Annotated in this window: 22 protein-coding genes and 1 pseudogene; 11 read left to right on the forward strand and 12 right to left on the reverse strand. The window is 44.3% G+C overall.

What is annotated here, in order from left to right:
- Nucleotides 1-246 precede the first annotated feature (246 nt).
- Nucleotides 247-1,917 (forward strand): DUF5776 domain-containing protein, encoded by a 1,671-nt coding sequence (locus LPKJCM_RS13140; protein ID WP_165758562.1) that lies wholly within the window; start codon nt 247-249, stop codon nt 1,915-1,917.
- A 141-nt stretch (nt 1,918-2,058) separates the two neighbouring features.
- Here the strand turns inward: LPKJCM_RS13140 and LPKJCM_RS02845 are convergent, their stop codons facing one another.
- The gene (locus LPKJCM_RS02845; protein ID WP_057961400.1) at nt 2,059-3,426 is read right to left on the reverse strand and encodes a TMEM175 family protein; all 1,368 of its coding nucleotides are present in this window, start codon (nt 3,424-3,426) and stop codon (nt 2,059-2,061) included.
- A gap of 164 nt (nt 3,427-3,590) precedes the next feature.
- On the opposite strand from LPKJCM_RS02845, the gene LPKJCM_RS02850 reads away from it, so the two are divergent.
- The 4 genes from LPKJCM_RS02850 (at nt 3,591) to LPKJCM_RS02865 (ending at nt 6,321) form a co-directional block, all read left to right on the forward strand.
- On the forward strand, nt 3,591-4,412 hold the full coding sequence (locus LPKJCM_RS02850) for a sugar phosphate isomerase/epimerase (RefSeq protein WP_057961399.1): 822 nt from the start codon (nt 3,591-3,593) through the stop codon (nt 4,410-4,412).
- Nucleotides 4,413-4,453: 41 nt separating this feature from the next.
- Complete coding sequence (locus LPKJCM_RS02855) at nt 4,454-5,020, forward strand: L,D-transpeptidase (RefSeq protein ID WP_057961398.1); 567 nt, start codon at nt 4,454-4,456, stop codon at nt 5,018-5,020.
- A gap of 94 nt (nt 5,021-5,114) precedes the next feature.
- Nucleotides 5,115-5,741 (forward strand): uracil-DNA glycosylase, encoded by a 627-nt coding sequence (locus LPKJCM_RS02860; RefSeq protein ID WP_057961397.1) that lies wholly within the window; start codon nt 5,115-5,117, stop codon nt 5,739-5,741.
- A 76-nt stretch (nt 5,742-5,817) separates the two neighbouring features.
- The gene (locus LPKJCM_RS02865) at nt 5,818-6,321 is read left to right on the forward strand and encodes a DNA-3-methyladenine glycosylase I (RefSeq protein ID WP_094193567.1); all 504 of its coding nucleotides are present in this window, start codon (nt 5,818-5,820) and stop codon (nt 6,319-6,321) included.
- Nucleotides 6,322-6,549: 228 nt separating this feature from the next.
- On the opposite strand, the gene LPKJCM_RS02870 is transcribed toward LPKJCM_RS02865, so the two are convergent.
- The 7 genes from LPKJCM_RS02870 to LPKJCM_RS02900 form a co-directional block, all read right to left on the reverse strand.
- A complete protein-coding gene (locus LPKJCM_RS02870; protein ID WP_057961395.1) occupies nt 6,550-6,858 on the reverse strand; it encodes a glycine cleavage system H family protein in 309 nt (102 codons plus the stop codon).
- 1 nt (nt 6,859) lies between these two features.
- Nucleotides 6,860-8,242, reverse strand: coding sequence for a lyase family protein (locus LPKJCM_RS02875; RefSeq protein ID WP_057961394.1), 1,383 nt, complete (start codon nt 8,240-8,242; stop codon nt 6,860-6,862).
- 1 nt (nt 8,243) lies between these two features.
- Nucleotides 8,244-9,626: a lipoate--protein ligase gene (lplA, locus tag LPKJCM_RS02880; protein ID WP_225364098.1), complete on the reverse strand. Its 1,383-nt coding sequence runs from the start codon at nt 9,624-9,626 to the stop codon at nt 8,244-8,246.
- Between the two features lie 16 nt (nt 9,627-9,642).
- A complete protein-coding gene (lplA, locus tag LPKJCM_RS02885) occupies nt 9,643-10,653 on the reverse strand; it encodes a lipoate--protein ligase (protein WP_225364099.1) in 1,011 nt (336 codons plus the stop codon).
- Nucleotides 10,654-10,955: 302 nt separating this feature from the next.
- Nucleotides 10,956-11,801: an aldo/keto reductase gene (locus LPKJCM_RS02890; protein ID WP_057961392.1), complete on the reverse strand. Its 846-nt coding sequence runs from the start codon at nt 11,799-11,801 to the stop codon at nt 10,956-10,958.
- 56 nt (nt 11,802-11,857) lie between these two features.
- Nucleotides 11,858-13,309 (reverse strand): PH domain-containing protein, encoded by a 1,452-nt coding sequence (locus tag LPKJCM_RS02895; RefSeq protein WP_057961391.1) that lies wholly within the window; start codon nt 13,307-13,309, stop codon nt 11,858-11,860.
- Nucleotides 13,299-13,778 carry a PH domain-containing protein gene (locus tag LPKJCM_RS02900; RefSeq protein WP_057961390.1) on the reverse strand — a complete coding sequence of 160 codons (480 nt, stop codon included), beginning with the start codon at nt 13,776-13,778 and terminating at the stop codon, nt 13,299-13,301. The genes LPKJCM_RS02895 and LPKJCM_RS02900 overlap by 11 nt, the downstream gene beginning before the upstream one ends.
- A gap of 179 nt (nt 13,779-13,957) precedes the next feature.
- Between LPKJCM_RS02900 and LPKJCM_RS02905 the strand changes: the two are divergent.
- The 6 genes and pseudogenes from LPKJCM_RS02905 to LPKJCM_RS02930 all read left to right on the forward strand — a co-directional run bounded on the left by LPKJCM_RS02905 (nt 13,958) and on the right by LPKJCM_RS02930 (nt 20,633).
- A pseudogene (locus LPKJCM_RS02905) lies at nt 13,958-15,169 on the forward strand (MFS transporter).
- 134 nt (nt 15,170-15,303) lie between these two features.
- Nucleotides 15,304-16,077 carry a (S)-acetoin forming diacetyl reductase gene (locus LPKJCM_RS02910; RefSeq protein ID WP_057961389.1) on the forward strand — a complete coding sequence of 258 codons (774 nt, stop codon included), beginning with the start codon at nt 15,304-15,306 and terminating at the stop codon, nt 16,075-16,077.
- A gap of 375 nt (nt 16,078-16,452) precedes the next feature.
- Nucleotides 16,453-17,301 carry an aldo/keto reductase gene (locus tag LPKJCM_RS02915; RefSeq protein WP_057961414.1) on the forward strand — a complete coding sequence of 283 codons (849 nt, stop codon included), beginning with the start codon at nt 16,453-16,455 and terminating at the stop codon, nt 17,299-17,301.
- A 149-nt stretch (nt 17,302-17,450) separates the two neighbouring features.
- A complete protein-coding gene (locus tag LPKJCM_RS02920; RefSeq protein ID WP_057961388.1) occupies nt 17,451-18,371 on the forward strand; it encodes an ABC transporter ATP-binding protein in 921 nt (306 codons plus the stop codon).
- A 1-nt stretch (nt 18,372) separates the two neighbouring features.
- Nucleotides 18,373-19,980: an ABC transporter permease gene (locus LPKJCM_RS02925; protein ID WP_057961387.1), complete on the forward strand. Its 1,608-nt coding sequence runs from the start codon at nt 18,373-18,375 to the stop codon at nt 19,978-19,980.
- A gap of 11 nt (nt 19,981-19,991) precedes the next feature.
- Nucleotides 19,992-20,633, forward strand: a complete 642-nt coding sequence (locus LPKJCM_RS02930; RefSeq protein ID WP_057961386.1) for a TetR/AcrR family transcriptional regulator — start codon at nt 19,992-19,994, stop codon at nt 20,631-20,633.
- A gap of 83 nt (nt 20,634-20,716) precedes the next feature.
- Here the strand turns inward: LPKJCM_RS02930 and LPKJCM_RS02935 are convergent, their stop codons facing one another.
- From LPKJCM_RS02935 to LPKJCM_RS02950, 4 genes are all read right to left on the reverse strand, one after another.
- Complete coding sequence (locus tag LPKJCM_RS02935; RefSeq protein WP_057961385.1) at nt 20,717-21,154, reverse strand: hypothetical protein; 438 nt, start codon at nt 21,152-21,154, stop codon at nt 20,717-20,719.
- Nucleotides 21,155-21,553: 399 nt separating this feature from the next.
- On the reverse strand, nt 21,554-22,177 hold the full coding sequence (locus tag LPKJCM_RS02940; protein WP_057961384.1) for a LysM peptidoglycan-binding domain-containing protein: 624 nt from the start codon (nt 22,175-22,177) through the stop codon (nt 21,554-21,556).
- A 610-nt stretch (nt 22,178-22,787) separates the two neighbouring features.
- Nucleotides 22,788-24,263 (reverse strand): zinc ribbon domain-containing protein, encoded by a 1,476-nt coding sequence (locus tag LPKJCM_RS02945; RefSeq protein WP_057961383.1) that lies wholly within the window; start codon nt 24,261-24,263, stop codon nt 22,788-22,790.
- Nucleotides 24,264-24,281: 18 nt separating this feature from the next.
- Complete coding sequence (locus tag LPKJCM_RS02950) at nt 24,282-25,184, reverse strand: zinc-ribbon domain-containing protein (RefSeq protein ID WP_057961382.1); 903 nt, start codon at nt 25,182-25,184, stop codon at nt 24,282-24,284.
- Between the last annotated feature and the right edge of the window lie 234 nt (nt 25,185-25,418).

Raw genomic sequence — 25,418 nt, forward strand, 5'->3', positions numbered from 1 at the left:
CCTTGTGTTAGTTAACTGGTTTGCTTATGGGTTTATTTTACTGCTGTTGGGGTGAGGGCGGATAAAAAAATTAAGTCTTTCTCGTCATATTGTTAATTGCACCATTTCGTCACCATGAAAGAATCCGCCAATTAAATTGAGAGGCTTCAAGCGTTGAAAATGAAAGCGCTTTAATTATCTGGTAGAATAATACTGTTAAGTAATCAATTTCTAAAGAGATATAGAAACTTTAGGGGGGCCTCTAATATGAAAACATATATAAAAGAGCACAGCCATTTAGGAACCATTACGCTTTGGCTGGTAATTATGTTCGTCACAATGATGACTGGTTTAGCCGGAGAATATCAAGGAGCTAAACAAAGTCAGGCCGTTTTAGCCCAATCTGAAGAGATCCCGTTTATTGATAGTATGGACATGGTCTACCAAGCAGGCCCCTATAACACCTATGAATTCGGTGTTTATTGGGACCCAGTAACATTTGGGCCCTCTACCGATATTGGGACACAGGGCCCAATTAAACATGGTACAATCGATCATCCTGTTGAAGTTCAGATGTCAAAAGATCAAGAAGACTTTCGTTATGTCATTACCGTCGCAAGTGTAAGCAGTGGGTTGAATCCACTTCCTATAAGCGTTGATAGTAAGTATGGATTATCAGTTTCCAAAAGTGACGAAGATGGGACAAGCAACTACACCGTAACCGGATTCGAAAAGTTAACATCTGCCACAGTGATTCCTTTTAAGGTGACATATGAGGATGGAAATTACAGTTTAATTTATATTCAATTTACACCACAAGATTCACCAGTAACCTCCAGTACAATCAACGTCAACTATGTAGATGATGACAATAATGGCGTAATTGTTAAAACAGATACAATCAAAGGAAATGTCAATGACACTGGCAGTTATGCTGTTACAGCCCCAGATAAGTATCAGTTGGCAAGCAGACAAGCAGATTCGATTAATTACAAGATTCAAAATACCAATCCTGATTTAACAGTTCATTTGAAACACCAAACTGAATCTGCTGAAACACTTACTAAAGTCATCATTAATTATGAAGGGGCTGGCAATTTAACGCCTAGTGCCAAATCAGTCGATATGCACTGGACTGGCACCAAGGATAAAGTTACCAATCAAACGACTAACTGGTCAACCAGTCATTTGCCCGTTACCATTAATACACCATCGGTCAACGGATATACGGCTGACCACAATAGCGTGATAATTGAGAAGGTAACCGGTCAGGCCACAGCGCCAACTGATAAGAATATCACGGTGAAGTTCACATCGGCCTCGGTTACACCATCCAACCCTGATGGCGGGACATTTACCGTCAACCCAGGAACACCAATCAGTAAAGGTGGAAATAGTGGTGCCAGCTGGAACCCAATGAGACCAATCGATCCAAATGGAACTGGTCTACCAAACTATGCAGTGGTTAAAGGTTCGGTAGTCTACGCAACTAAGAAGATTTATCTCTATCGGAATGCCAACTTCAAGTCATCTGAACGGATTGCCGCCTATTCCAAAGTTAAGCGGATTAATCGGCCGATGTTCGTTGTGATCGGTTATGAACGTTCCAGTGCCGGTGCTTTAAGGTATAAAGTTCGTGATGTCAATCATGGCAAGAAGACTGCAGGTAAGGGTGGTTACCTGACGGCCAACAAAAAATACGTCGTAAATGGCTACTATAAGACGCTGCCAAGTAACCACCGAATGACCGTGATTTCTACGAATGGAATTCACGCTTACAAGAATGCCAACCTAACTGGAAAAGCTAAGACCTATAAACGTGGTACACATATACGCGTCAAACGAATTGTTAAGCACAATTTAACAACCCGATATCAATTGACAAATGGCTACTATGTCACTGCAAATAAGAAACTGATTATTCAAGGCAATTACTAAAGAATATTAAAAAAGTTCCAGAGATGAAAGTATCTCTGGGACTTTTTTTGAGGAGGGACTTATTATTGTTGATTTGAATGCAAAGATAACTGTTAGGTTTTTTGGATTTCACTGTTAAACGATCGACCAGAAGCTAATCACTTATCGATCGACATTCCCTGAATGATCATCCTTTTCATGACCGTCTTGGGTAGAGTCGCTATTACCTGTTTCGGATTGGTGGTTCTGATTGGATTCTTGGGCTTTCGCCTGGAGCTTCTGTTGTTTAGCCTGGTGCTTGGCATCCCGCCGCTCAGTTCGTTGCTGGGTCTTTTGTTGGTGCTCACGGATTTTATCTTCCTCGTGAGCTGCTCGGCGCTTGGCTTTGGCTTGGCGCTCAATATCCTTGGCCGCTTGACGCGCTGATTCTTTGTTAGTTTCTTGTTGGCGTTCAGCTTCCTTTGCAGCTTGTTTTGATGCCTTTTCACGAGATTCACGTTGAACCTCAGCTTCTTTCGCTGCTACTTCAGCATCGTGCTTTCGCTGCTCCTGTTGCTGTTCGGCTTGACGGGATGCTTGTTTTACAGCATCCCGGTCAGCATTTCGCTGTTGCTTACGAATCTGTGCAGCGGCATCCCGGTACTTCTTGGAACCGTCGCGGATTTGTTTGGCAAATTCTTCCCATTGTGCTTGACGTTCTTTTCTAACTTCCACGCTATTGGGGTTATTGCTGGGATTGTGGGGATTTACCAGGTGTCCTGCGCTATCGGCTTCTACCGGTTGATCGAGCCAGCCGGTAAAGCCTCGTTGGAGATGATGGGCGTTAGCTGTATTCCCATCAGTTCCAGTTGCAGCTTGGTCTTGGACCATTTCTCTGAACTGATTAATGGCATTTTTGGGCAGCTGCAGGTATTCCTGTCGCTGGGCAGTTGTTAACTGGGAAGCATCGTACATCTGTTGGCGATCGCGGCTGCTTAAAACTAAATAGATCAATGGGTATGGTAAATAGAACCACAGCACAATTTGTGGGAAGAAATAGGCCAGGACAATCAAAATTGCGTTGAAGATTAAATAGTATTGATTGTGGCGTCCGTAAATTTTCCGATACAGCTGACGCATTTTGGATTTATCGGTATATTCAAAGTGCATGACCGACCGTGCCAATAGGCGAAATGATGCTGAAACTAGGAACAAGAGCAGTCCATAAGCCATCACCGGGATCCGAGTAGTATTGCTGGCCATCATGTTGGTTGCCAGTGGTGTTAGTGATAGCGGGATTAAGAATAAAAAATCATACAGCATGATTCGATAGCTCATGTCGTCAATATCATTAAATAGGGTGGCGTGCTGGTACCACATGTTGGCGACAAAGGCGAAACTAATAATGTAGATACCAACTTGTTTGCTTAAAAATAAATAATCATGCAGATTATCCCGTAGAACCGGTGTTAAATCCAGTACCATAATAGTCAAAATGATGGCGATTACCGCGTCGCTAAACGCGTCCAGCCGCGTCTTTAACTTTTTCATTTTCATTGCCCCCGGAATCGATTTTTAAATATGTATTCTAAATTAAATGTAGCACAGTGGCCGCCAATAAGGTGATAAATTGTTTAAGAATTTTACGGAATCTCACAAAGTTTGGCCTTGGCGATATAATAGTTTTAAAAATGATTTTGAAACGAGGTGTTTTCATGTTTCCCTATCTCGGACTAAAGGCAAGTACCAACTTGGCTCAAATTGACGAGCGACTTCGGTATCATCCGCAGGTCTTTGAATTTTTCACAACGGCAGATGATGTGACGACTCGCGGTTTGCAGCATCTGCATGACATGATCGATTATGTCAAAGCTGCAGGAGTCGACAAAATCGTCATGCATCATCCAATGAAGTTCGAAGGCCAACATAATGAGGTCGCAGTTGATCGAAACAGCAATCCTGACGGCTACCACTTTTTGATGACCAGTTCCGAAGACCTGATCAAGCTGGCCATTCAAACCAACACACAGGTTTTGATCCATGGTGCTTACAATTCGCCAGTCAGCGAGATTCTGAAAAAGAATGCTTCACTTCAAAGCGCCCGCCAAGTGGTGTTTGACCGTCTCGATCAGTTCAAAGCGCTCGGCGGCGATCACGTCATGTTTGAAAACTCAATCTCACCCTTGTTTGATTTTGGCGATCCGGCAATTGAGGATTTGGTGATTGAGCACGATTATCGACTCTGTTATGACACCAGTCATGGCTTTATTGTCTTACATGGGGATAATCGCCAGTTGCGGGCCAGCATGGCACATCTCCGCAACCAAATTGTGCATTATCATTTTGTCGACTCAATGGGCCAGTTTCATGATAGCTTGGAACTTGGTAAGGGTGCCATCGACTGGCGGGAATTACAATCCGTGGTCAATCCCAATGCGACAAATATTTTTGAAATTAACCTAAAAGATCAGATGGACAGCCGAGAAATGCGGGCTAGTTATCGGTATTTACAAATGGCTTGGCGAACAACACACTGATTTTGTTGTATGATAGAAGTAGTCGGGGTGAGGGGAATAACATGGTGAAATTTAAAAATGTTTTTGCGTTTATCATTGCTTCAGTCTTTATTATCATGGCTTTAGCGGCAGCTCAGCACTCATTTGCAGTCCGTAAGGCCACAGTGTCGACTAACAGTCAGTCGTCGCAGACTGACTACTGGCGGGCACCGTCAGAGGATAAAGCCTATCCAAAATGGTCCGAGATGAGCCATCCTTGGATTTACGTGAGTGTGAAGCAGCAGAAAGTCTTCATTCACGGTAATGGCAAGGTTCAATATATCATGAATTGCTCAACTGGAACGCCAAGCAGCCCCACACCACGGGGCACATTTCACATTCAAAAGGAACGGGGCTATTCGTTCTATAATAAGCGGTCCCACGAAGGCGCCCATTATTGGGTTTCCTGGTTGGATCATGGGGTCTATCTCTTCCACAGTGTACCGACAAATGCTCAAGGCAAGTATGTCGTTTCAGAGGCTGACAAGCTAGGCACACCGGCTTCACATGGCTGTGTCCGGCTATCGATTTCGGACGCCAAATGGATGTATCAAACAGTCCCATTTGGAACGAAAGTCGTGATTCACTAAAAATTAGCTAAGTCCCTTTTGATTGAGGGGCTTTTTTACTAGCTTGAAGTTTGGTCGCCAAGTCTTTAACCATTAAGGAAAAGAGGAATTTCATATGACACTACATACGATTCTCACACCGGAGTGGATCCATGAAGCTAAGTTAATATCGGCTGAAAATCCGCGTCTGGAAGGCTTCGTTCCCAGTGAGGGCGGGGAGGATCCCCGAATTTTGCTTCTTGGCGAGGCTCCCGGTGACAAAGAGGTCAAGATTGGCCGGCCGTTTATGGGGCCTTCTGGCAAAGAGCTGGACCGTTGGCTGGCATCGTTGGGGCTCACTCGTGAAGACATTTATATCACTGGAGTGGTTAATTCCCGGCCGTTTTCAATTGGTAAGACTGGGCGTAAGCGTGACCGGCGGCCAAATCAGGCTGAGGTGAAGCGATCAGCCCCAATGTTTGACTGGGAGTTAGCCCATTTTCCGGATGTGTTGTTGGTCCCAATGGGGAATGCCAGCCTCCAGCGTTTATTGGGCAATCATGCAAAAATTGGCGATTTACACGGTCAATTGTTGGAACAACCAATCCAGCAATATGATCAAGCGACGGATTCATTTGTACTGACCAAAAAGTCATATCGCATCTTCCCCCTGTATCATCCTTCCTACTCGAAACGGTTTAAGAACATGAAGGCCGTCGTCGATGCCGATTCGCAAAAACTAAAAGAGCTATTAACACGATAAACTGACAGTCGTTGGACCCCATTTAGCAATCAAATCGTGGTACGCTGAAGCCATAATCCTGAGGAGGGTGATAGTGATGGCAAAACCGTTAAATGGTGTTGATTTGTATCATTCTTTGTTTGGAACAGAAATCCATGATCCGCGAATCTTGTTTGAAATGCTGACAGTGAACGTTTTTCAGCCTGGTTTGAACTGGCGGGTGGCTGCCAGTAAAATTCCGGTATTTGACAAGGTGTTTAAGCACTTTGATGTTAACCAAATTGCTCAATTCGATGAATTAGATCTCGAAGCACTAGAAGAAGATCCAGAGATGATTCGCAATCCACGTAAGATTCGGGCGGTCGTTCAAAATGCCCAAGCAACTGTAAACCTGTCGCCTGAATTTAAGGACTTGGCGGATTATTTGTGGTCGTTTAAACCAAAGGATGACGTTGTTCATGGATCACTCCAACAAGACTCCCATGGATTGGGAGCCGTGTTAGCCAAGGACATGAAGCAACGGGGGTTCACGTTTGTCGGACCGACGACGATGGAGTTACTGCTGATTGGCAGTGGGATTTTGAAGCATGAATACAATTAAATAATTATGTAGGGGGAGACTGGGACAGTAGGCGTTTAGATCCCAGAGTTTAACGAGAAAATGCAATCATTCCTGGGTTTGGAATGGTTGTATTTTCTCGTTAAACGGCCGGGATCTGCCGTTTGTCGCAGCTTTTTGCAATATTAAAGTGGTCATCAAAGTCGCATTACAAATACAGAAAGAACTCAGTCCCAGCCTCTTTTTGGAACCAAATAATCTGATCCCGACTTAATATAATTCGACAATCCAGTCTTTGTCGTGGTCGGCATCATCTAGATATTCCGGATGGTCAAGCAAATCCGTGTTAATTTTAGCGACCTTACCAGCCTTGGGTGAATGGACTTCAGTAACCGCTTTAGCGCCCTCAAACGACAGAATGACGTCGCCCTCGACTACTTCACTCAGATTTTTGGAAAAAGCCGCAAACGATATTTCACCGATTTCGCTGCGTGCCAGATCGTTTAGTCCAATTCGAGTGTGGGTATCACTCACTGGTGCTTGCCAGAGATATTTTGAATCGTCAATTTTTTGTGCCATATTAATCTTCCTTTCCATTGTTAACGTTGAAGTGTCTAGCCTTGTATAATTTGAGAATTTGTTCCGTTTTTGAAATGGCGTTGTCAAGGTGGTCATTCGGGGTCATGACTCGATCAAGCTCAGCTTTGCTTAAGTATTTTGCAATCGTGGCATCGGCGTAAAACAAATCCCTTAAGGTTACTTGTTGATGATCGGCTTTGTCCCTTAGCTTAACCAACAGTCCATGCGCATTTTCTCTTCCCATGAACTTGGCAAGGGCCATCATCAGTGATCCAGAATATATTGTGCCATCGTCAGCGGATAAATTCTGCCGCATTCGTTGTGGATTGAATTGTCCGAACTTGAGAATATTAATGGCATAATTCAGTTGCCCGGATAAGTACATCGTCATTTCTGGCAGGGCAACGTATAGATCCCGCCAAACAGTGGTGTCCTTTTCCCCGTCAACAGTCATGGTGTCATACATCAAGCCCATTTCGTTTTTGATGACGGTCGCCAAATTGACGATTGCTTCGACCATATAAGGATTACAAACGGTGGGGACAACAGTGGATCCCTGCCGGCCGGGGGCGTATGCCTCCTGAAATTCACCGACAATGGTTTGACTCATATAGAGTAAATTCTTGCCAAGTCGTCCGAGAGCCTGGGCAATCATCGTTTCAACATGACAGTATTCTGTAAATCGTTCCCGCTGAGTGTGCCAATACATTTCGGGTTTTGATAGTCCTAAATGGGCACAGAAATCTGCTTCCACCTGTTGATAGTCAGCTCCAAGCATTGAAGAAGTCCCATCTGCCCCCGCCAAGCTGCCGGCGAATGTAAATGACCCAAGTGAATCAAGGCGACGCATCAAATAGTCCAGCTCATTCAAAATGATTCCCAGCTTAAAGCCAAGGGTTGTCGGGGCGGCATATGTTTTATGTGCAATGGCAGCGGTCGGCGTCCGTTGGTATTTTTCACAGAGCTGGTAAAGAATTTTGCCCAACTGATTCAAATAAGCTTTCAACACCCGATCAGATTCTTTGAGTTGAAGGACAAACGCGGTATCTTCAACGTCCTCACTGGCAGCACCATAGTGGACGTATTGGCCACTGTCATCATCGAATAATGGCTGGGCCACCGTGACGAATCCTGCCAGAAAGTGACCCGCTCTGGCTGATTCAATTTTCAGCTGGGTTGGATCGATGTTTTCCGGAACCAGTTTGGCCTGAATTTCTTGATAAGCTTTTTCAGGGATCTTTCCATTTTTTGCCATCGCATAAGCCACGGCAACTTCCACTTGGCAGATGACTTTGATCCGGTTTTTATCCGACCAGATATTGCGCATCCTGGCAGTTGAATAACCATTCTGGTTGTACAGCGACCCTAACATTTCACCACTCACGCTAATTCACCTCCTGAAAATTGGGATTAAGCATCAATTCCGCCATTTCAGTTGGAGAAATCTGACCGATATTAGCAGAGAGATTGGCGGTTCTAAAGGCTTCTTCCAAGTTGGCCTGTTTAAACGGGGTCCCAACAAGCTGATTTTCAACTGCCTGCAGGTCACCATTGGCCTGATTAAAATCACCAAAGATTCGTGCGTGGGTGACAATGCCGTCGTTTACCGAGAAGCTGACTTCAATTGTCCCTAAACCATCGAAATGGTTGCCGTGGAAGAAATCATCGTCGCGTTTGGTTCCCATGATAAACTTGGGATCGGTGAATTTACTATGAGCGATTTGTTCAACCTCCTGCCAATCTTCCTCAGACATTGTGTACGTCCGAATATGGGCCAGGTCGGTGGTTTGAAAGACTTCCTCAAGAAACAGCTGGCGAATCTCATCAAAGGTGATCTGACGATATTGTGGTAAGAAATATTGGCGAATGTTGGTGACTCGGCTATGAACGGATTTAATGCCCTTTGACGCTAACTTGGTTTTAGGCGGCGTCAAGGCTTTTGCAGCCTGGTCCAAATCGACGTCAATCATGAGCGTTCCACCACATGAAAATCGGTTGCCAATTTTGAGTGATGACATCCCCGAAAACTTCTTCCCATCGACAGTGAGGTCATTTCTGCCAGTCATTTCGGCATCAACTCCCAGCTTGTGTAAAACATGGATGGCTGGGGTCGCATATTTTTTGAAGTTGAGGTAATTTGTGCCGTTATCATTGTCAATAAAGGCGTAAGTCAAATTTCCCGAATCAACGTAAACGGCGCCGCCACCCGCACCACGACGAGCTAAATGAATATGATGGTTCTTGATGTAATCTAAATTAACTTCCGAGTAGGCATCTTGGTTGACTCCCAGAACGACTGATGCCGAAGCTGGTTGTGAAAAATGAAAGACTGTATCGGAAAATTTGGGCGACGTGATAAAAAATGTCGAGAGACTGCCGCTGACGCCCGGATCGCGCAAATGCCGTTGTGAATTAGAATCAGATAAGTCGACAAAAATAATTGTGCTCAACTCCCTTCGTAAAAAAAGTCCCACAATCCAAGTTTTACCCCGATTATCTTCGTTCAACAGTTCGGGGTGTTCAATTAAATCCGCGTTCATTTTGGCGATCTTGCCGCTTAATGGTGAATGAATTTCAGTCACTGCTTTGGCCCCTTCAAACGAGAGGATTGGATCACCGGCACTGACTTCAGTCATTTTGTCAGGAAATTCTGCGAAGGTCACTTGACCAATCTCACTTCGAGCCAAGTCGTTCAGGCCAATTCGGGTGTGCCCTTCACTGGTTTTGTCTTCCCATAAGTACTTCGAATCATCTGCTTTATCTGCCATGATAATCATCCTTTCATTATTTGAGATCGTACTTTTCTTTCAACATTAAGTCGGCCATGTCACCAGGAGCAACTTTTCCGATGTTTGCTTCAAGGTTGGTGACGCTAAAGGCCTCTTCCAAGCTGTCCTTAGCAAATGGCACGTTGGTAATGTGATTTTCGATTGCTGCCAGATCGCCATTAGGATTATTGAAATCGCCATAGATTTTCGCATGGGTCACGATGTCGTTTTTCGTTGAGAAGCTGATTTCAACCGTTCCAACGCCGTCAAAATGGCGCCCCCGGAAGTAACCATCATTGGGCTTTTCGCCCATCACAAAGTCGCCACCGGTGTAAGCCTCATCGGCGATTTTTAGGACATCCTTCCAATCATCGTCTGTCATGGTATAGGTCGGAACATCACGAATATCGGCGACTCTAAAGACCGTTAAAAAGATCCGTTTTTCAAGTTCCTCGAAGGTGATGTTTTGATACTTGGGATCGAAGTATTGGCGAATGTTGGTGACTCTGCTGTGAACAGATTTGATGCCCTTGGATTGCAACTTTGCTTTGGGTGGGGTGAGGGCTTTGGCAGCTGCGGCTAAATCGACATCAACCATTAACGTGCCACCACACAAGAAGCGATTCCCAATTTTTAAAGCCGACATTCCAGAAACCTTTTTGCCATCCACGGTTAGATCGTTTCGGCCTTTCATTTTGGCATCAACGCCTAACTTTTTCAAAGTTGACATCACAGGTTGTGCATAACGCGTAAAGTCGCCATAATTTGAACCGTCGTCATTATCAATAAAGACGTATGTCAAGTTGCCCGGATCAACAAACACGGCACCGCCACCGGCAAACCGTCTGGACAGTTGAATCTGTTGGTTGCGAATAAAGTTCAAATTAACCTCAGAATAAACATCCTGGTTCAATCCAATGACCACAGATGCCTGTGGTGGCCGCGAAAAGTAGAAAATGGGTTCAGTAAATTTGGGACTGGTGATGAAGAACTTTGAAAGACTGTCGGTGATGATCGGTCTGTTCAAATAATCTTTACCACTAGAAATATCAACGTAACGAATAATAATCAGCTCCTTTGGTCAAAGTAAGCGGTTACAAAATTGTCTAAAAATAATGCAACCAGACCTTGACTCTGTCTAATTGCATTGTAACCCATTCATGGGGGAGTTGCTCGAAAGTTAACCGCCTTGGCTCGCACTGTGGTTGAAATGTGCTCCCAAGCCCAGCCCCTAACGTATAAGAGAGAAGGACGGACCAATCAGCCCAAACCGCTGATTAATCCGTCCTTCTCTCTTATACACCGGAGCTAACCGGGCTGGTCGGCACTCTACCTCATGTCCAATGGTTGCTTACTCGTTGGTTTAGGAAATTGCACATCCAACTGTGCCAACTCATTATCAGTCAATGTAATATTTGCTGCCAACACATTATCAACGGTATGCTTGGGGTCGCTCGATTGTGGGATGGCGAGCGTATTGCCATCTCGGATTGCCCAAGCCAAAATGATTTGCCACGCTGTTGCTGAATGATTGTCGGCAATTTGGTTAACAACTGGGTCATGAGTTAAACGTCCTCTTGCATCGCCGGCTGCGACTGGTGTGTAAGCAATCAGTGGAATATGACGTTGTCTCATCCATGGCAGTAGGCTGTATTCAATTCCCCGACTGCCAAGATTGTAGAGGTCTTCATTAGCCGCAACCTGATTGGAATGGGGTAGATCCATTAGTTCTTCCATATCAGCAATATCGAAGTTTGAGACCCCCCAATGCTTTATTTTTCCCTTTTGTTGCAATTGCTGGAGTGTTTCAATCGTTTCGCTCAAAGGAACTGCGCCACGCCAATGGTATAGGTACAAATCAAAATAATCGGTCCCAACCAATTTCAGGCTGGTATCTAGACTATGTTCCATTTTAGAGGCTGAGGCGTTTGATGGCAAAACTTTATCGATGATAAATAAATCATCACGTTGCATGCCTTTGATGGCCTCACCAACCAGGCTTTCACTGCGGCCATTACCGTACATTTCAGCGGTGTCAATGACCCTGGCACCAGCAGCAATGCCATCTTGAATTGCTTTAATTTCCTCAGCTCGAGTACTGGCACTGTCTCCCATGTGCCAAGTTCCCAAACCAATTGCGGGTACTGTTGAATCCCCGATGTTCAATTCTCTCATAGACGTTTACCTCCTAAATTCATTAACTAATAGTATACGCTGATAGTGACATGACATCAGCGGATTTTTAACCAGTCGAAGATCTGTCGACCAACTGCTTCCGGTAAATAGCGGATTTCAATCAATTGATTGCCGTTTCCATGACGGACATTGACCCTGACATGTGCTAATTTGGTATGCGTCATCCAAATTGATTGCACAAAGAGAAATGACTGGATATTTTTGTGAGGAATAACGTACTGCGATCGGGTGAAAAAATGCCCATCCTGAAGAATGAGCTGGTCGTTCACAATTTTCCAGCCGGTATTGGCCGCCGAATACCACCCCATCAAAATGGTAATGATAACGACCAGTAGGCTGAGCAATCCCCATATTTTAAAGAAATACAGGCACGGCAACACAATCACCAGGCTGATCAAAGACGCGTTGCGAATGAAATACCAATAAGACCCCCTGGCTAACCGATTCAACTCACTGAATTGAGTCGGTGCCCAACTGACAAATGGCTGCAGTGTGGCAAATACCTGGTCGTTTTTTACCACAGGCAGAATCATTAAATCATTGCTTTTTTCGTCGTCACCCGCAGAAGAAGCCGCCAGTGCCTGCACAGTTGAAATGTGACACCACTGTCGAATCACATTTTGCTTAATTCGCAAAGCTTGAATCCGCGCAATCGGAATGGTGACTGAATTGCGCTGAAATAGGCCCTGCTCAGTATTGAGCTGGGTGTTTGTCGAGTTCAGCCGAAACTTGTAGTACTTTTGGATAATGGTTAAGTAAGAGCCGGCGATACTGATTATCACGATCAACAGGCCGATGACACCCAGAATAACTGCCGATTGATGAATCAGCTTGGCGGTCAGTGAATCAATCAATTTTTGTGGAATGGCCTCTTGGATTTTGCCGTAAACCGCAAATCCGGCTCCAATAATCGGGAACACGCCCAGTGAAGTCAGCGCGAAAACGGTCAATTCGTGGGAGTTGATTTCGTACTCAGCCTGCTGAACGCTTGGCTTTAGCTGTTTGGCCAAGTGATCGGTTGAATCGGCTGCGGGCGCGGAATCCCCGTTGCGCTGGTATTCAATTTCTGTTCGGATTCGTTCATTGACAATTGGCAAAACGGCTTCAGGGCTGTGGTCATCGTGACCAGCAGTTTCAATTTGAAGTTTTTCCAGATGAAACGGCACCAAAAAGAACCATTGGGTGTGTTGAATCGTTTGAATTCGGGTGTAAAGGATGTGGGAATGCCTTTTGACAAGAATGCCGCTGTTAATTGTCAGCATGTCTTTGCCAATTTCAAACGTAAGACATAGGTAGCGAATGGTGTGCCAGAGAATAATGAGCACGGCTAGAGCGCTAAAGCCAATAACTGGGTCAATCCCAATTGCGGTTGACCAACGGGTAATCGGGCCTGACCCGATAATCAGCAGCAGAATCGTATCCCAAAAATGACGGAAAATAAAATAAACGATCGACAGGGGGTTCAGGTGTTGCGGCTTAGACGTCATTGTTTCTCACCTCCACCGCCAATTTCATTATTTGTTTACGGAGCTGTTCGCCGACTTCAGGTTGTACGCCGTCAATTTTGTGGGAAGTGGACGCCGTGGTAATTCGGACCTCTTGAAGCTTTTGTGACTGTAAGATGGGACCGGCAGAAAGGGTGACGTCTTGAACACGGGCTATCGGGATTGAAATGAGCTTGCGAAAGATAAATCCCGATCGCAGTTCAACGGCGTCATCGGACAGGGTGTACAGCCAAAATGAATAACGGTAGGGTACTAAACTCATTTCGACAGCGAAATCAATGACCGCAACGACAAAAAAGAAACCGGCGGCATACAGCAGCCATTGGTAGTTGAAAAAGTAGTGGATGATGACGGCAGCTGCCCCGAAACCAACAGCTAACAGAGTGTTCAAAATTGCCGAGATCCGCCAAACGGTTTTGATTTGTTTCGGTAAATGGTTCGACTCATTCAAGTAAAGCACCTCCTCAATTGAGAATGAAGTATGTAAGTAGGTTAAGTTTACAAAAGAATGACGATAATTACCATCCGATGACTTTCAAAGAAGGAAATCAATTCGGTAGACATAAAGCGGTTTAAAGCGTTATACTTACTTTTATGCTTTTCACGAAAAAACGAAAGGGGGGCCATCAATTGTCGAAAAAAGTTAGAAACGCAATTATTGTCCTAATATTTGGAAACTTTCTGGTCTGTATTGGGATGAGTTTGATCTTCCCGGTCATGCCATTTATTAAGAACGAACTGCATTTGTCCGCCACCGATATGGGGATCATGAACTCACTGTTTGCCATTGCCCAGTTAGTTGCCTCGCCAATTGTTGGTCAAATTTCGGATAAAATTGGCCGCAAACCGATTCTGGTTGGCGGTTTGCTATTGTATATGTTCTCAGAAATTCTCTTCGCAATGACCAACTGGTTGTGGATGTTTGACATTTCCCGGACCATTGGTGGCTTGTCTGCCGCAATGGTGGTACCGACCACCAACGCATTGGCTGCCGATTTGACGACCCCACGCCAACGAGCCCGAGTGATTGGGTTGTTGTCTGCGGCCTTTAGTGGTGGCTTGATTCTGGGACCTGGAATCGGAGGGATCCTAGCCAAGTTTGATTATAAAACACCGTTCTGGTTTGCTGCTGGGTTAGGCTTTTTGAGTATGCTGTCATTGTGGCTAATGCTTCCTAATGAGAAAGAGATCGAGAAGATTGCGGCTAACCACCCAGTTCCCGCGCAAAGCAGACCACCCAAGCGGGCATCATGGACCCAGGCAAAGAAGTTGTTTGCTGGACCAATGGGATTGTTATTCCTGTTGATCCTAATTTCTTCGTTTGGGTTAGTCGGTTTTGAAAGTATCTATAGTTTGTATGTCAATGAAGTTTTTGGCTTCACAATGGGCAATATCGCCTTGGTGTTGACGTTAAACGGACTGACATCACTGACATTTCAAGCCTTGTTATTCGATAGGCTGGTTGTCTGGCTGACTGAAAAGCGTCTGATTCGCTACTGCTTCCTACTTTCATTTCTTGGAACCGGTTGAATTATCCTTGCCCATTCCAAACTAGAAGTAATCATTGCAACGTTGATTGTGTTCACGGCGTATGACTTGATTCGCCCGGCGATTACCACGTTGTTGACCAAGGCAAGTGCAACCAAGCAGGGACTGATTAATGGCGTCAACATGTCGCTCACCAGCGTGGGTAACATTGTTGGGCCAATTGTGTCGGGGGCGCTGCTGGATACCAGTTATCATCTGCCATACTTGGTAGTAATTGTCCTCTTGTTCATCTCATGGATCATGACGTATTGGATTCGTGATCATTTCTCAGTTGATTTGACGGAAACTAGCTAGGCTTTTCCTGCTGCGGTGGGAGAGGCCTTTTTGAAACTTTCATCACATTTTCCTATCATCGTTTTCAATAATCAGGTACAATGAACGCGTATACCAGATATATAAATGATGTTGCAAAAATGGAGGTAACAATTATGGCAAAGCAAGTTGCATTAGTTACTGGAGCAGGTCAAGGAATTGGTGAAGCCATCGCTACTCGTCTTCACGATGATGGGTTCAAAGTGGCCGTTGTTGATTTAAACATCGATAATGCCAACAAAGTAGCCAAGAAGCTGTCGCCGGATGGATCTGAAGCCATTGGCATCAAGGCTGACGTTTCTGATCGTGATTCAGTAATCGCTGCTGTCAATAAAGCCGTAGATGAATTCGGCGACTTCAATGTAATCGTTAATAACGCTGGTCTGGGGCCAACGACACCAATCGATACGATTACCCCCGATCAATTCAAACTCGTATATGGTGTCAACGTAGGTGGTGTTCTGTGGGGCATCCAAGCAGCACACCAGGCATTTAAGAAATTAGGTCATGGCGGCAAGATTATTAACGCAACTTCGCAAGCCGGCGTTGTCGGTAACCCGAACTTGGCATTATACTCAGGCACTAAGTTTGCGGTTCGAGGCATCACCCAAGTCGCTGCACGTGACCTGGCAGAGGAAGGCATTACAGCAAACGCCTATGCACCAGGAATCGTGAAGACCCCAATGATGTTTGATATCGCTCACCAGGTTGGTAAGAATGCCGGCAAGGACGATGAGTGGGGCATGCAGACATTCGCAAAGGATATTGCCCTCAAACGTTTGTCGGAGCCAGAAGATGTCGCAGCTGCTGTCTCATTCTTGGCAGGTAAGGATTCTAACTATGTTACTGGCCAAACATTGATTGTCGACGGGGGAATGCAATTTCAATAAGATCGCGACGAGCCCCGGGTGACCCCGGAGCGTATTTACGAGGCAGAAGGGAGCTGTGAATAAAATAAGAGCAACTCAATCAGTGGCCGTTTCGCCAAAAGATCAATGCAACTCAAAAACGGCCAATGATGAACGGCTTTTTCATCGTTGGCCGTTTTTTCTTGTACATTAGGTCCCTGGGTCGTTACACAGGTTGAGGTATTCTTCTAACCCTGCATCAAACGACCTGATTGATCATTGTAATTTTCCGTCAACAAATCATTTTCATTAGCCGAGAACGTTATGTTAAGCTAAAGAGGTACCAACATTAAAGATTGGAGATGTTTTTTCTTGGACGGATTACAATCAACGATTAAATTAAATAACGGTGTTGAGATGCCGCGTCTTGGCCTTGGGGTTTGGAAGACCAGTAATAATGATTCACGTGATGCCGTTGTAACGGCAATCAAGCATGGTTATCGCGCAATTGATACGGCGCGAGAATATGGTAACGAACCCGGAACTGGTGTTGGGATTCGTGAAGGCATGCAGCAAGAAGGCTTAAAGCGTGAGGACATATTTGTCACCACCAAGCTTTATAATGGTGAACAGGGAGACTACGATAAAGTTTCTAAAGTATTGGACAAGCAGCTGTCCGATCTAGGTCTTGACTATATTGACTTATACCTGATTCACTGGCCGGTTGATGCGACGTACTTGGAAAGCTACCACGCACTGGAACGCCTTTATAAAGAAGGCAAAGTTCGGGCAATCGGAGTCTCCAATTTCGATAACGATCGGATGAGCAAGTTGTTGGAAGAATCAGAAATCGTCCCAGCAATCAATCAAATGGAATTTAATCCGACTCAGCAAGAAAAAGAAATTTTGAGTTTCGACAGTAGTCATGGGATTCAACTTGAAGCATGGTCTCCGCTTGGCGCTGGTAAATCATTGAACAATCCGGTGATCGAAGCGCTTGCCAAGAAATATAGCCGCTCAGCTGCCCAAATTATTTTGCGTTGGGAATGGCAAAGAGACATTGTCACGGTTGTGAAGTCGGTTCATGAGAAGCGGATTGTTGAAAATAGTGATATTTTTGACTTTGAGATTAGCGATGAAGACATGCAACGGATCAACCAGCTTGATGAAAACAAACGTGATTTATGGTATGACGATTTCACTTGGCACAATCCAAATGGTCGTTATGGTAATGAAATTGAGAAAGTTCCAGACATTAAAAAGTAAGACAAAGAACCAGTTATCAGGAGTTTTCAGCTCCTGATTTTTTATTTGCCAATAATGACTGCATGGTTATTGACTACTCAGTCATTTATGCTATACTCAAGTCGAAATTGAGAAGTCAGTAAGGTAACTGCTCGAAGGGAGTGGGCATCATGACAGATAAAATGATATTGGATGTTTCAGGACTCAAAAAATCATTTGGTAAGGTTGAGGCATTAAAGGACGTTAATCTGCAGCTTCACGGAGGTGAGGTGCTGGGCTTCATCGGGCCAAATGGAGCCGGTAAATCAACGACAATCCGGGTGATTCTTGGCCTGATTAAGGAGTCTGGTGGTTCAGCAACGGTATTTGATGAAGACGCCTGGAAGGACTCAGTCAAAATTCACAAGGATCTGGCATATGTGCCGGGTGATGTTTATCTGTGGCCAAATCTAACCGGCGGGCAGACCATTGATATGATGCTGCACATGTCTGGGCAAAAGCACACTGCCAAAACGGATCAATTGATCTCAGAATTTAAGTTGGACACCAGCAAGAAAAATCGAACCTATTCAAAAGGAAACCGACAAAAGGTGGCCTTAATTGCAGCCTTTTCAACCGATGTGGATCTCTATATCTTTGATGAACCCACCTCTGGACTAGATCCGCTCAACGAACTGATTTTCCAGCAGCGGGTGGCTGAGTTGAAGGCTCATGGCAAGAGTGTCCTGCTTTCAAGTCATATCTTGTCCGAAGTAGAAAAAATGTGCGATACGATTTCAATTATTCGGGAAGGAAAAGTCATCGAGACCGGCTCATTGGAATCGATGCAGCACTTAACTCGTAACGTGGTGGCAATCACTACTGCTTCACCAATGGACGGGTTGGATAAAGCGAAAGGGATCCACCAATTGAACTTTAAGAACGACCAGCACACGATCGCTGAATTTACGGTGGATTCCGATGAAATTGGCGCGGTGATGGACCTGTTAACTCAGAGCACCATCGTTCAGTTAAAGACGACACCGCCGACTTTGGAGGATTTGTTCCTGCGGTACTATCATTCAGATGAAAGTCAAAAAGTAGGTGAGTAAGATGGCACAATACACACAGACTTTAACGTTATTAAAGGCTAACTTGAAGCGGGACTGGCTTAAAATCACCATTTGGCTCGCGGCTTTAGTCGGCGTGTTCGTGGCAGTGGCCGCTAAATTTGAAGGCATCTATGGGACCAGTAGACAAATTGCCGCCATTGGTTCCACATTACGTTCCAAAGCAATGGTCGCATTGATCGGCAGTGTCCCGGATGGCCGGTTAACAACAGCGCTAATCTTCGCGTCGGAAATGGCAGTGTTCTGGGGACTGTTTATCATCATTTTCAACTATTCATTAGCCGTGAGTGCCAGCCGGGGCCAAGAAGAATCAGGGTTAGTTGAAATGGTCCTGGGCGGTCACCCAGTTGGCCGCTTGGCACCATTAATGGCAGCAGCTTTGGAATTGCTGATTGCCAATGGCTTATTCGCACTGATTACCGGCCTCGGCACAATGATTGCCAACATGCCCGGCAGTGATACTAATGGAACTTGGCTGTCCGCGGTGGCAATTGCCGCTGTTGGCTGGGCATTTGGGATGATCGCACTGATCTTTTCTCAGTTGGTTGCTGACAGTCATAATGTTTCAATGTACAATTACGCTTTCTTAGGAATTGCTTACCTCATTAGAATGATGGCCGACGTTTCCAACCCGGATTACACGTGGCTTTCACCATTAGGTTGGCTGGAAAAAACGGAGATTTACACCCATAATAATTGGTGGCCGGTCGTGATGCTTCTGGTACTGGGAATTCTGGCATTCCTTGTCGCAGTTGTCTTAAACAGCAACCGGGATATTGATGCCGGCGTTATTCACGTCAATCCGGGTAGTCGGAAGAGCAATTTTCTTCGTGGGCCGGCAACTTTACTCTTCTGGAACCAAAAAGTACTCACAGTATTTTGGATTATTGGCATGGCAGTTCTGGGAGCCAGTTATGGATCCGTGTTTGATAGTATCAGCAAAATTTTCAACACCTCCCCGACCATCCAAAAAGTCCTCGGGCAAAGTGGTGTTCAACACATTGAACAAACACAGGTATTGTCGTTTGTCGGCTTGCTGGGAATCATCTTTAGTTTGTTGGCAGTGATTGCCGGCGTGATGATTGTGAACCATTTGATAACTGAGGAACGTCACGGCTACCTGCAAATGGTCATGACCAAGCCACAGAGCAGAAGTTACCTGTTGACGGTTTATATTGTCTTCGGCTTAATTTTAGCTGCAGTCCTGCTTTTGGTGGCCTTAATGAGTGCAATGGCGGTCGGAAATGTTGTGATGACCCATCCAATTGCGTTTAAATATTTCTGGCGGACATTCGTTGCCAATTTACCGTCAATTGTGTTGTTTATGGCGTTGATGGTTGGACTGGTCGGCCTGTATCCACGACTACGGACGATGGTCTGGGCTTATCTGGGAGTGTCATTTCTCATTACCTACTTTGGCAGTCTCATGAATCTGCCAAAGTGGGCGCTGAAGATTTCACCCTTTTATTGGACGAAAAAAGTGCCGGTTGACGCAATTAATACGACCCCGCTGATGTGGATGTTGGTCGTCGCTGTCATTTTGATTGTGATTGGGTTCGTCGGGTACAAGAACCGCGATTTGGAAGGCTAAGGAGGATTAGTATGGCAAAAAGACTGCCGCGTGATCCAAAGAAAGAACAGGCAATTTTGGAAGCTGCCGTGGTTCAATTCGGCAAAGATGGGTTTAATGCCAGCACCGATAAGATAGCTGAGCAGGCGAATGTTTCCAAAGGCTCAGTTTTTAGGTATTTTGATAATAAAAAGGAGTTATATGTAGCGGCCGTTAAGCAAGCAATGGCGACCTTGGTAGCGGTTGTCGATCTAAGCGTTTGGACGGATTCCGATGACTTGGTCACGATGATTATTAACGCAACCAAATATAAAACTGAGCTTTCGCATCAGTTTCCAAATGAATTTGCCCTGTTGACGCGCGTGTATGCTCAGGATAACCTAATTCCACAAAAGGTTCGCCAACAAGTGTTTGGCATGTTTACCAAGTGGCAGGCAGAGGTTGAAAATACAGTTGTTACCCGGGTGGTTGATAAGATGGCAATCCGGAAAGATCTGGATAAAGGTCAGGTGAAGAAATATTTGACACTGGTTCTCGGGACAATCTCTGCCGAAGTCCAAAAAGACCTTGAAGAACATCCTGAAATGAAGCGGATAGAGGACATGGGCGCGCTCATTTCGACCGTTAAGAATTATTTGAAAATGGCAGAATTTGGTATTGTGGAATCTAGATGAAATTGAATTGCTTTAAGAGACAATTTCATTCACGCAAGACACGGTAGCAAACGTGCGTCAAGTGATCAGAAGATGACATGTGCTTACTTTGGTGATTTCAACGTTGTCTGCCAGACACTCACCACGACCCAGCAGGCAAATGGCATAGCACTGAGGAACAGTCCAATAAATATCAGGCCAGGAGCGTCGCCGGATTTAGCCCAAATGTACGCAAACGTCAGGCTCATGGTGGCGATGATCACCGTTATTATACCCAGCAGCCATCGAAGACGGTGGACGGCAAGAGATACTTGCTGGGGCCGTTGAATGAGTCGCCAGAGAATCACGAGGCCGGCGCCAATGCAGAAAAGGACAGCCCAACCGCCACCTAGGACAAGGATTAACGCCACACTGATCTTGGTGGTTAAGACTAATAGGATCGTTGCCCAGATGCCCACGGCGAAGAGTGTCAGTCCCAGCAGCGCCAGACTGGCCCGCAGTACTTGATGGTGTTGGTTAACTTGGTTAGATTTTACTGTCAATTTGAAGACCTCCTATATGTGTTGAGTTTAGCTCATTTCTTGTTGCTGAGGTTGACTGTTGGAGGGATCTTTGGAGAAATGTAAGAAGCATATGTATGAAAAATACCAGCAGGGCTCCTTTGGGGATGCTCTGCTGGTATTTGTTTGGTTGTTGTTTTGTTGAAACGTGCTCCACAAGCCAGCTTTCTCCGATTAGTTCAATAAAATAATCCAAGATTAGAATCAGGGTGGGAAAAGTAACTACATTCTCACACGTACTGATAATTTTGAATATTACCTTGCTGAAACGTGGGAAATAAAGCAGTTTCCGGCCATATAAGCACGCAATCCAAATATCCAAGCCCTGGATATTCGGATTGCGTGCTTATATTCTGGAAACTAACCGCTTTATTGCCCACTCTACGGCATTACCAAGTCATAATGATTTCCCACGATCGCCGTACCGCGGTCATGGACCACGCCTTCGCCAAGTGGTGTTTGGACATGGGTGCCAAATGGGACATCTGATGGGGCTGCCACAATTAAGTAGCCGTCTGCATCATAGCCGCCATGGTTAGTGGTGCCGTCGGCAAACGCTGCACCTGTGTAGTACGTCCACTTCTTACCATCTTGGTAAATTACCCCTTGAGACTGAAAAGCTTCCGGGGTTGTGGTTGCACTGCTGGTGGCGTCATTAGTCGAATCGTCCGACCCTGATTGGGAAGTGACGACAGCTGCGTGAGCCGAACCCTTTTTGATTGAAGTTGATGTCTTAAAGTGTTGTTTGTTCACTTTTTTAGTAGTCGTTTTTTTAGACGCTTTGCCAATTTCGAGCTTTTGGCCGACCATAATTAAATTCTTGTCCGCAATGTTATTTTGCTTAACGAGATTGTCGATGCTGGCATGATGCGTGGCAGCAATTTCAGCCAACGTATCGCCGGATTTCACGGTATAAGTACTTGCACTGGCAGCGACTCCGGTAAACCCTAAGACACCGGCGACGACGGATAATGTTAATAAACTCTTTTCGATTGTAATAACCACCTTTTAGATTACTGTGTCTAGAATTACGTTCACGATTGAAGCGATAACTTGACTTCCAAAACCAATGAAATGATTGCTTGACGTTTAATGTGTGTTCCGGAACACAATTTAGAAATGGTAACTGGATTTTGGAAGATGATTGATTAGAAATGTGAACGCGGAACAATCAACCACGCAGATATAATATCAGATCTGAACTGGGCGTCAACCGAGTTTACAAATAAGACAAAAGTGTGACAATGAACGTCGGTGATAATTCAATAAAAGCTGAGGCATGTTACAAACACGTTAAAGTTAAAGAAGACCATTTCCCATTAAATGAGTGCTATGGCTGTGTAAATGGCGATTGAATACCTGTATATGCCAATTAATATGTCTAGAGTGGTAGGCAATCTCAAATTTTGATCAAAAGAGAGTGGGAAATAAAATGGTTCGTTTCCAGAATATAAGCCAGTAATCTAGATATCCTGGGCTTGGATATTTGGATTGCTGGCTTATATTCTGGAAATTGCTTTATTTCCCACGTTTTTGCAAGATAATAGTCAAATACAGGTGAGACGACAACTGCTGTCTCACATTCACTCGCTACATGACGATTTTGAGTGGGATATTATTCATCTTTATCGTAATCGTCGACTTTATGATCCATAACATTAGTTTTCATTTTGTATGCTGATCCAGACTTTTGGATGATTGAATTATATTCAAAAATTTGAACATGATCATGATCCTCATCGTCAAATTTATATTTCACATCATAAGTGACCATCGTTTGCCCCGTGTCATAAGGAACAACTTTTTTGATTGAAGGAGTCATTTCGTAATCAATAATGTTGTCGTCTTTTTGATAACCATCAACCATTTTTATCATTTGCTGATAAATATTTGATGCGCTTCCACCAACAAAATAGGTATCGTAATCATCATCGTTTGCAGAATCACTATCAGTAACCGTTCCGTCGCTTAAATCGCCCCAAACAGAATTAATCAAGTCTTCAGCATCACTATTTGTAGCGAATCCTGGATACTGTGGTGTAATTGTTGTATCATTCATCGACATATCAACTTTTGTATTTTCAGAACTAACAACTTTTCCTGACTGCGTCTTCATTGATAATTGGATCGTCATGTTCTGGCTGAAGGGGTAATCTTTAATATCATAGAAGCCACTTTTATCAATTTTACCAATTTTCTTGCTGCTTAAATAGACCGTCGAATTAGGCTGTCCTTTAATTGTATACGAAATGGTTTGCAGAATTGACTGAACGTCCAGGTCATAACCAGAGGGGTCTATCCATGAATAGTCGCCATTATTGACTAATTTATGACCATGAACAGTGGCAGCGGTTTGAATCTGGTAGTCACCTGGCATGTAAGGACCAAATTTCTTGGGATTAGTGGTGTTCATCTTATTTGCAACTGTCTTGCCATTAATCTTCAAGGTCGCATTCTTTTGATTCGTTTGAACCTTGGGGTAGATTGGCTTTATTTCTAATTTGTAATTATTAAAGATCAAGAATTTATGGCCCGAGTTAACAAACTTTAAGTGACCATTAACATATCCCGATGAGACAAGGGCGCTTTTCAACCCGGCCAGTTTATCTTTATTTCGGCTATAATATGTCACCATAGGTTCAACGTTTGATGAAGAAGGTTTGAAGCTGGGATCGTTTGAGGTGATCAAGGAGGCCAGCTCTTTTCCTTGGTCTTGCTTAATTGCAGTAATCAACCGATCAGCAGTTGCTTTTTTACCGTAATAGTTATTGAAGAACAAATACCCACCGATTAATACAATGAGAATCACAAAAGTGGTAATGATTTTCCACTTTTTAATTGGCTTTCGAGGTGGCTTTCGCAGTGATTGAGCGGGTGTGGCCGACTGCGCCTCACGTTTTTTATTGGTCGAAGATTTTGACTGCGGAGAGGGCTTTTCTTCTGAATTAGACGGACTTGAATTTTGTTTATTGGATTGATTCTGCAGATTGCTCAAGTATTTTTGGATGTTAAAACCACATTCAGGGCAAAAAGCGTTGTTTCGACTAATTTCTGTTCCACAGTTTGGACAGAAAAATTGATGGCTTTCCATATTTTTGTCCCCCATCTGTTACTGGATGCCCAGGCTGCTGATCCAACTGGCAAGATTACCATAAACATTTTGAATATACACTGAGGTTGCCCAGGTGATAATAATGGTCGGAACAATTTCTGCGATCAAGATAGAATAGAAGTTGTTGAAACGTCCTTTAATATCCTTGAGTGTCATGACGACTGCGTAATTGAGGACGGCTTGGCTTAATGAGAATATCAAAACAATTGTGATCATCAATGTGGAAGAAGTAACGCTCACGAATAAAGATAAAATTAAACATAATAATAGCAAAACAGAGCTAATATTGACATAAACGCCAAACATATCGGTAAAATCAAGGAAAGTAATGTTATCATTTAGAAGTGATCGTCGAACCGCAAAGGCAACTAGGATATATGCCAGGGCAGAAACAATTAAAATTCCAGAGAATTGCATGATGGCTGATTTGATCGGAGCAAAGATGTTGACTGTCAGCTCATTTGGATTCTGGGCGACAATTAGGTCGACAATTCGTTTTGCACCCAGGCCAAAGATGACGAGCATGAGAATGATGTAAAGGGCAATTGACATCAAACCACCATACTTGGGTGCTTCAATGTTATTGTGAGGATTAGTTAGCGAACTTTTTAAATAGTTCATGAATTGATTGAATAGATTGTCTGGCGCATAGTTGGTACTATAAGTGGTACTTTCTGTGTCAGCATTTGTTGATTGTTGCTGGTTTTCACTGTGATTCTCTGTTGCCGCGCTTGGGGTGACTTCAACTGTTTCTGAATGATTGTGGGCATTGGAACCTGCCTGATCGTTCGCCGCATTTGAACTCGCAACGGGTGCAACACTGGTTAAGTTAAAGCCGCAATATACGCAAAACTTAGCATTTTCCAAATTTTCCTTGTGGCACTGTGGACATATTTTCATGATGAATCTCCCTTTCTTATGCAATCATTAATAAAAGCATATGTTTCATTATAACAAAAGTCGTTATTTATGGTTAACTAAATTTCCTCGATTTAAAATTGAAGTGCAACACCTGCTCTACTAGACCAGTTCTTTATTCAGACTAGTCAAAAAGGCCATGAAGACCTATTCTTAATTCACCACAAACAAGAAAGAGGTATCTTCATGACCCGAATTAAGAATATCATATCTAAT

The organism is Lentilactobacillus parakefiri, assembly GCF_002157585.1.
In the GTDB taxonomy this organism is placed as follows: domain Bacteria; phylum Bacillota; class Bacilli; order Lactobacillales; family Lactobacillaceae; genus Lentilactobacillus; species Lentilactobacillus parakefiri.

Coding starts and splice junctions, on each gene's coding strand:
- LPKJCM_RS13140 (WP_165758562.1), top strand. CDS start 247: ATGAAAACATATATAAAAGAGCACAGCCATTTAGGAACCATTACGCTT.
- LPKJCM_RS02845 (WP_057961400.1), bottom strand. CDS start 3,426: ATGAAAAAGTTAAAGACGCGGCTGGACGCGTTTAGCGACGCGGTAATC.
- LPKJCM_RS02850 (WP_057961399.1), top strand. CDS start 3,591: ATGTTTCCCTATCTCGGACTAAAGGCAAGTACCAACTTGGCTCAAATT.
- LPKJCM_RS02855 (WP_057961398.1), top strand. CDS start 4,454: ATGGTGAAATTTAAAAATGTTTTTGCGTTTATCATTGCTTCAGTCTTT.
- LPKJCM_RS02860 (WP_057961397.1), top strand. CDS start 5,115: ATGACACTACATACGATTCTCACACCGGAGTGGATCCATGAAGCTAAG.
- LPKJCM_RS02865 (WP_094193567.1), top strand. CDS start 5,818: ATGGCAAAACCGTTAAATGGTGTTGATTTGTATCATTCTTTGTTTGGA.
- LPKJCM_RS02870 (WP_057961395.1), bottom strand. CDS start 6,858: ATGGCACAAAAAATTGACGATTCAAAATATCTCTGGCAAGCACCAGTG.
- lplA (WP_225364098.1), bottom strand. CDS start 9,626: ATGGCAGATAAAGCAGATGATTCGAAGTACTTATGGGAAGACAAAACC.
- LPKJCM_RS02890 (WP_057961392.1), bottom strand. CDS start 11,801: ATGAGAGAATTGAACATCGGGGATTCAACAGTACCCGCAATTGGTTTG.
- LPKJCM_RS02895 (WP_057961391.1), bottom strand. CDS start 13,309: ATGACGTCTAAGCCGCAACACCTGAACCCCCTGTCGATCGTTTATTTT.
- LPKJCM_RS02910 (WP_057961389.1), top strand. CDS start 15,304: ATGGCAAAGCAAGTTGCATTAGTTACTGGAGCAGGTCAAGGAATTGGT.
- LPKJCM_RS02915 (WP_057961414.1), top strand. CDS start 16,453: ATGCCGCGTCTTGGCCTTGGGGTTTGGAAGACCAGTAATAATGATTCA.
- LPKJCM_RS02920 (WP_057961388.1), top strand. CDS start 17,451: ATGACAGATAAAATGATATTGGATGTTTCAGGACTCAAAAAATCATTT.
- LPKJCM_RS02925 (WP_057961387.1), top strand. CDS start 18,373: ATGGCACAATACACACAGACTTTAACGTTATTAAAGGCTAACTTGAAG.
- LPKJCM_RS02930 (WP_057961386.1), top strand. CDS start 19,992: ATGGCAAAAAGACTGCCGCGTGATCCAAAGAAAGAACAGGCAATTTTG.
- LPKJCM_RS02945 (WP_057961383.1), bottom strand. CDS start 24,263: ATGGAAAGCCATCAATTTTTCTGTCCAAACTGTGGAACAGAAATTAGT.
- LPKJCM_RS02950 (WP_057961382.1), bottom strand. CDS start 25,184: ATGAAAATATGTCCACAGTGCCACAAGGAAAATTTGGAAAATGCTAAG.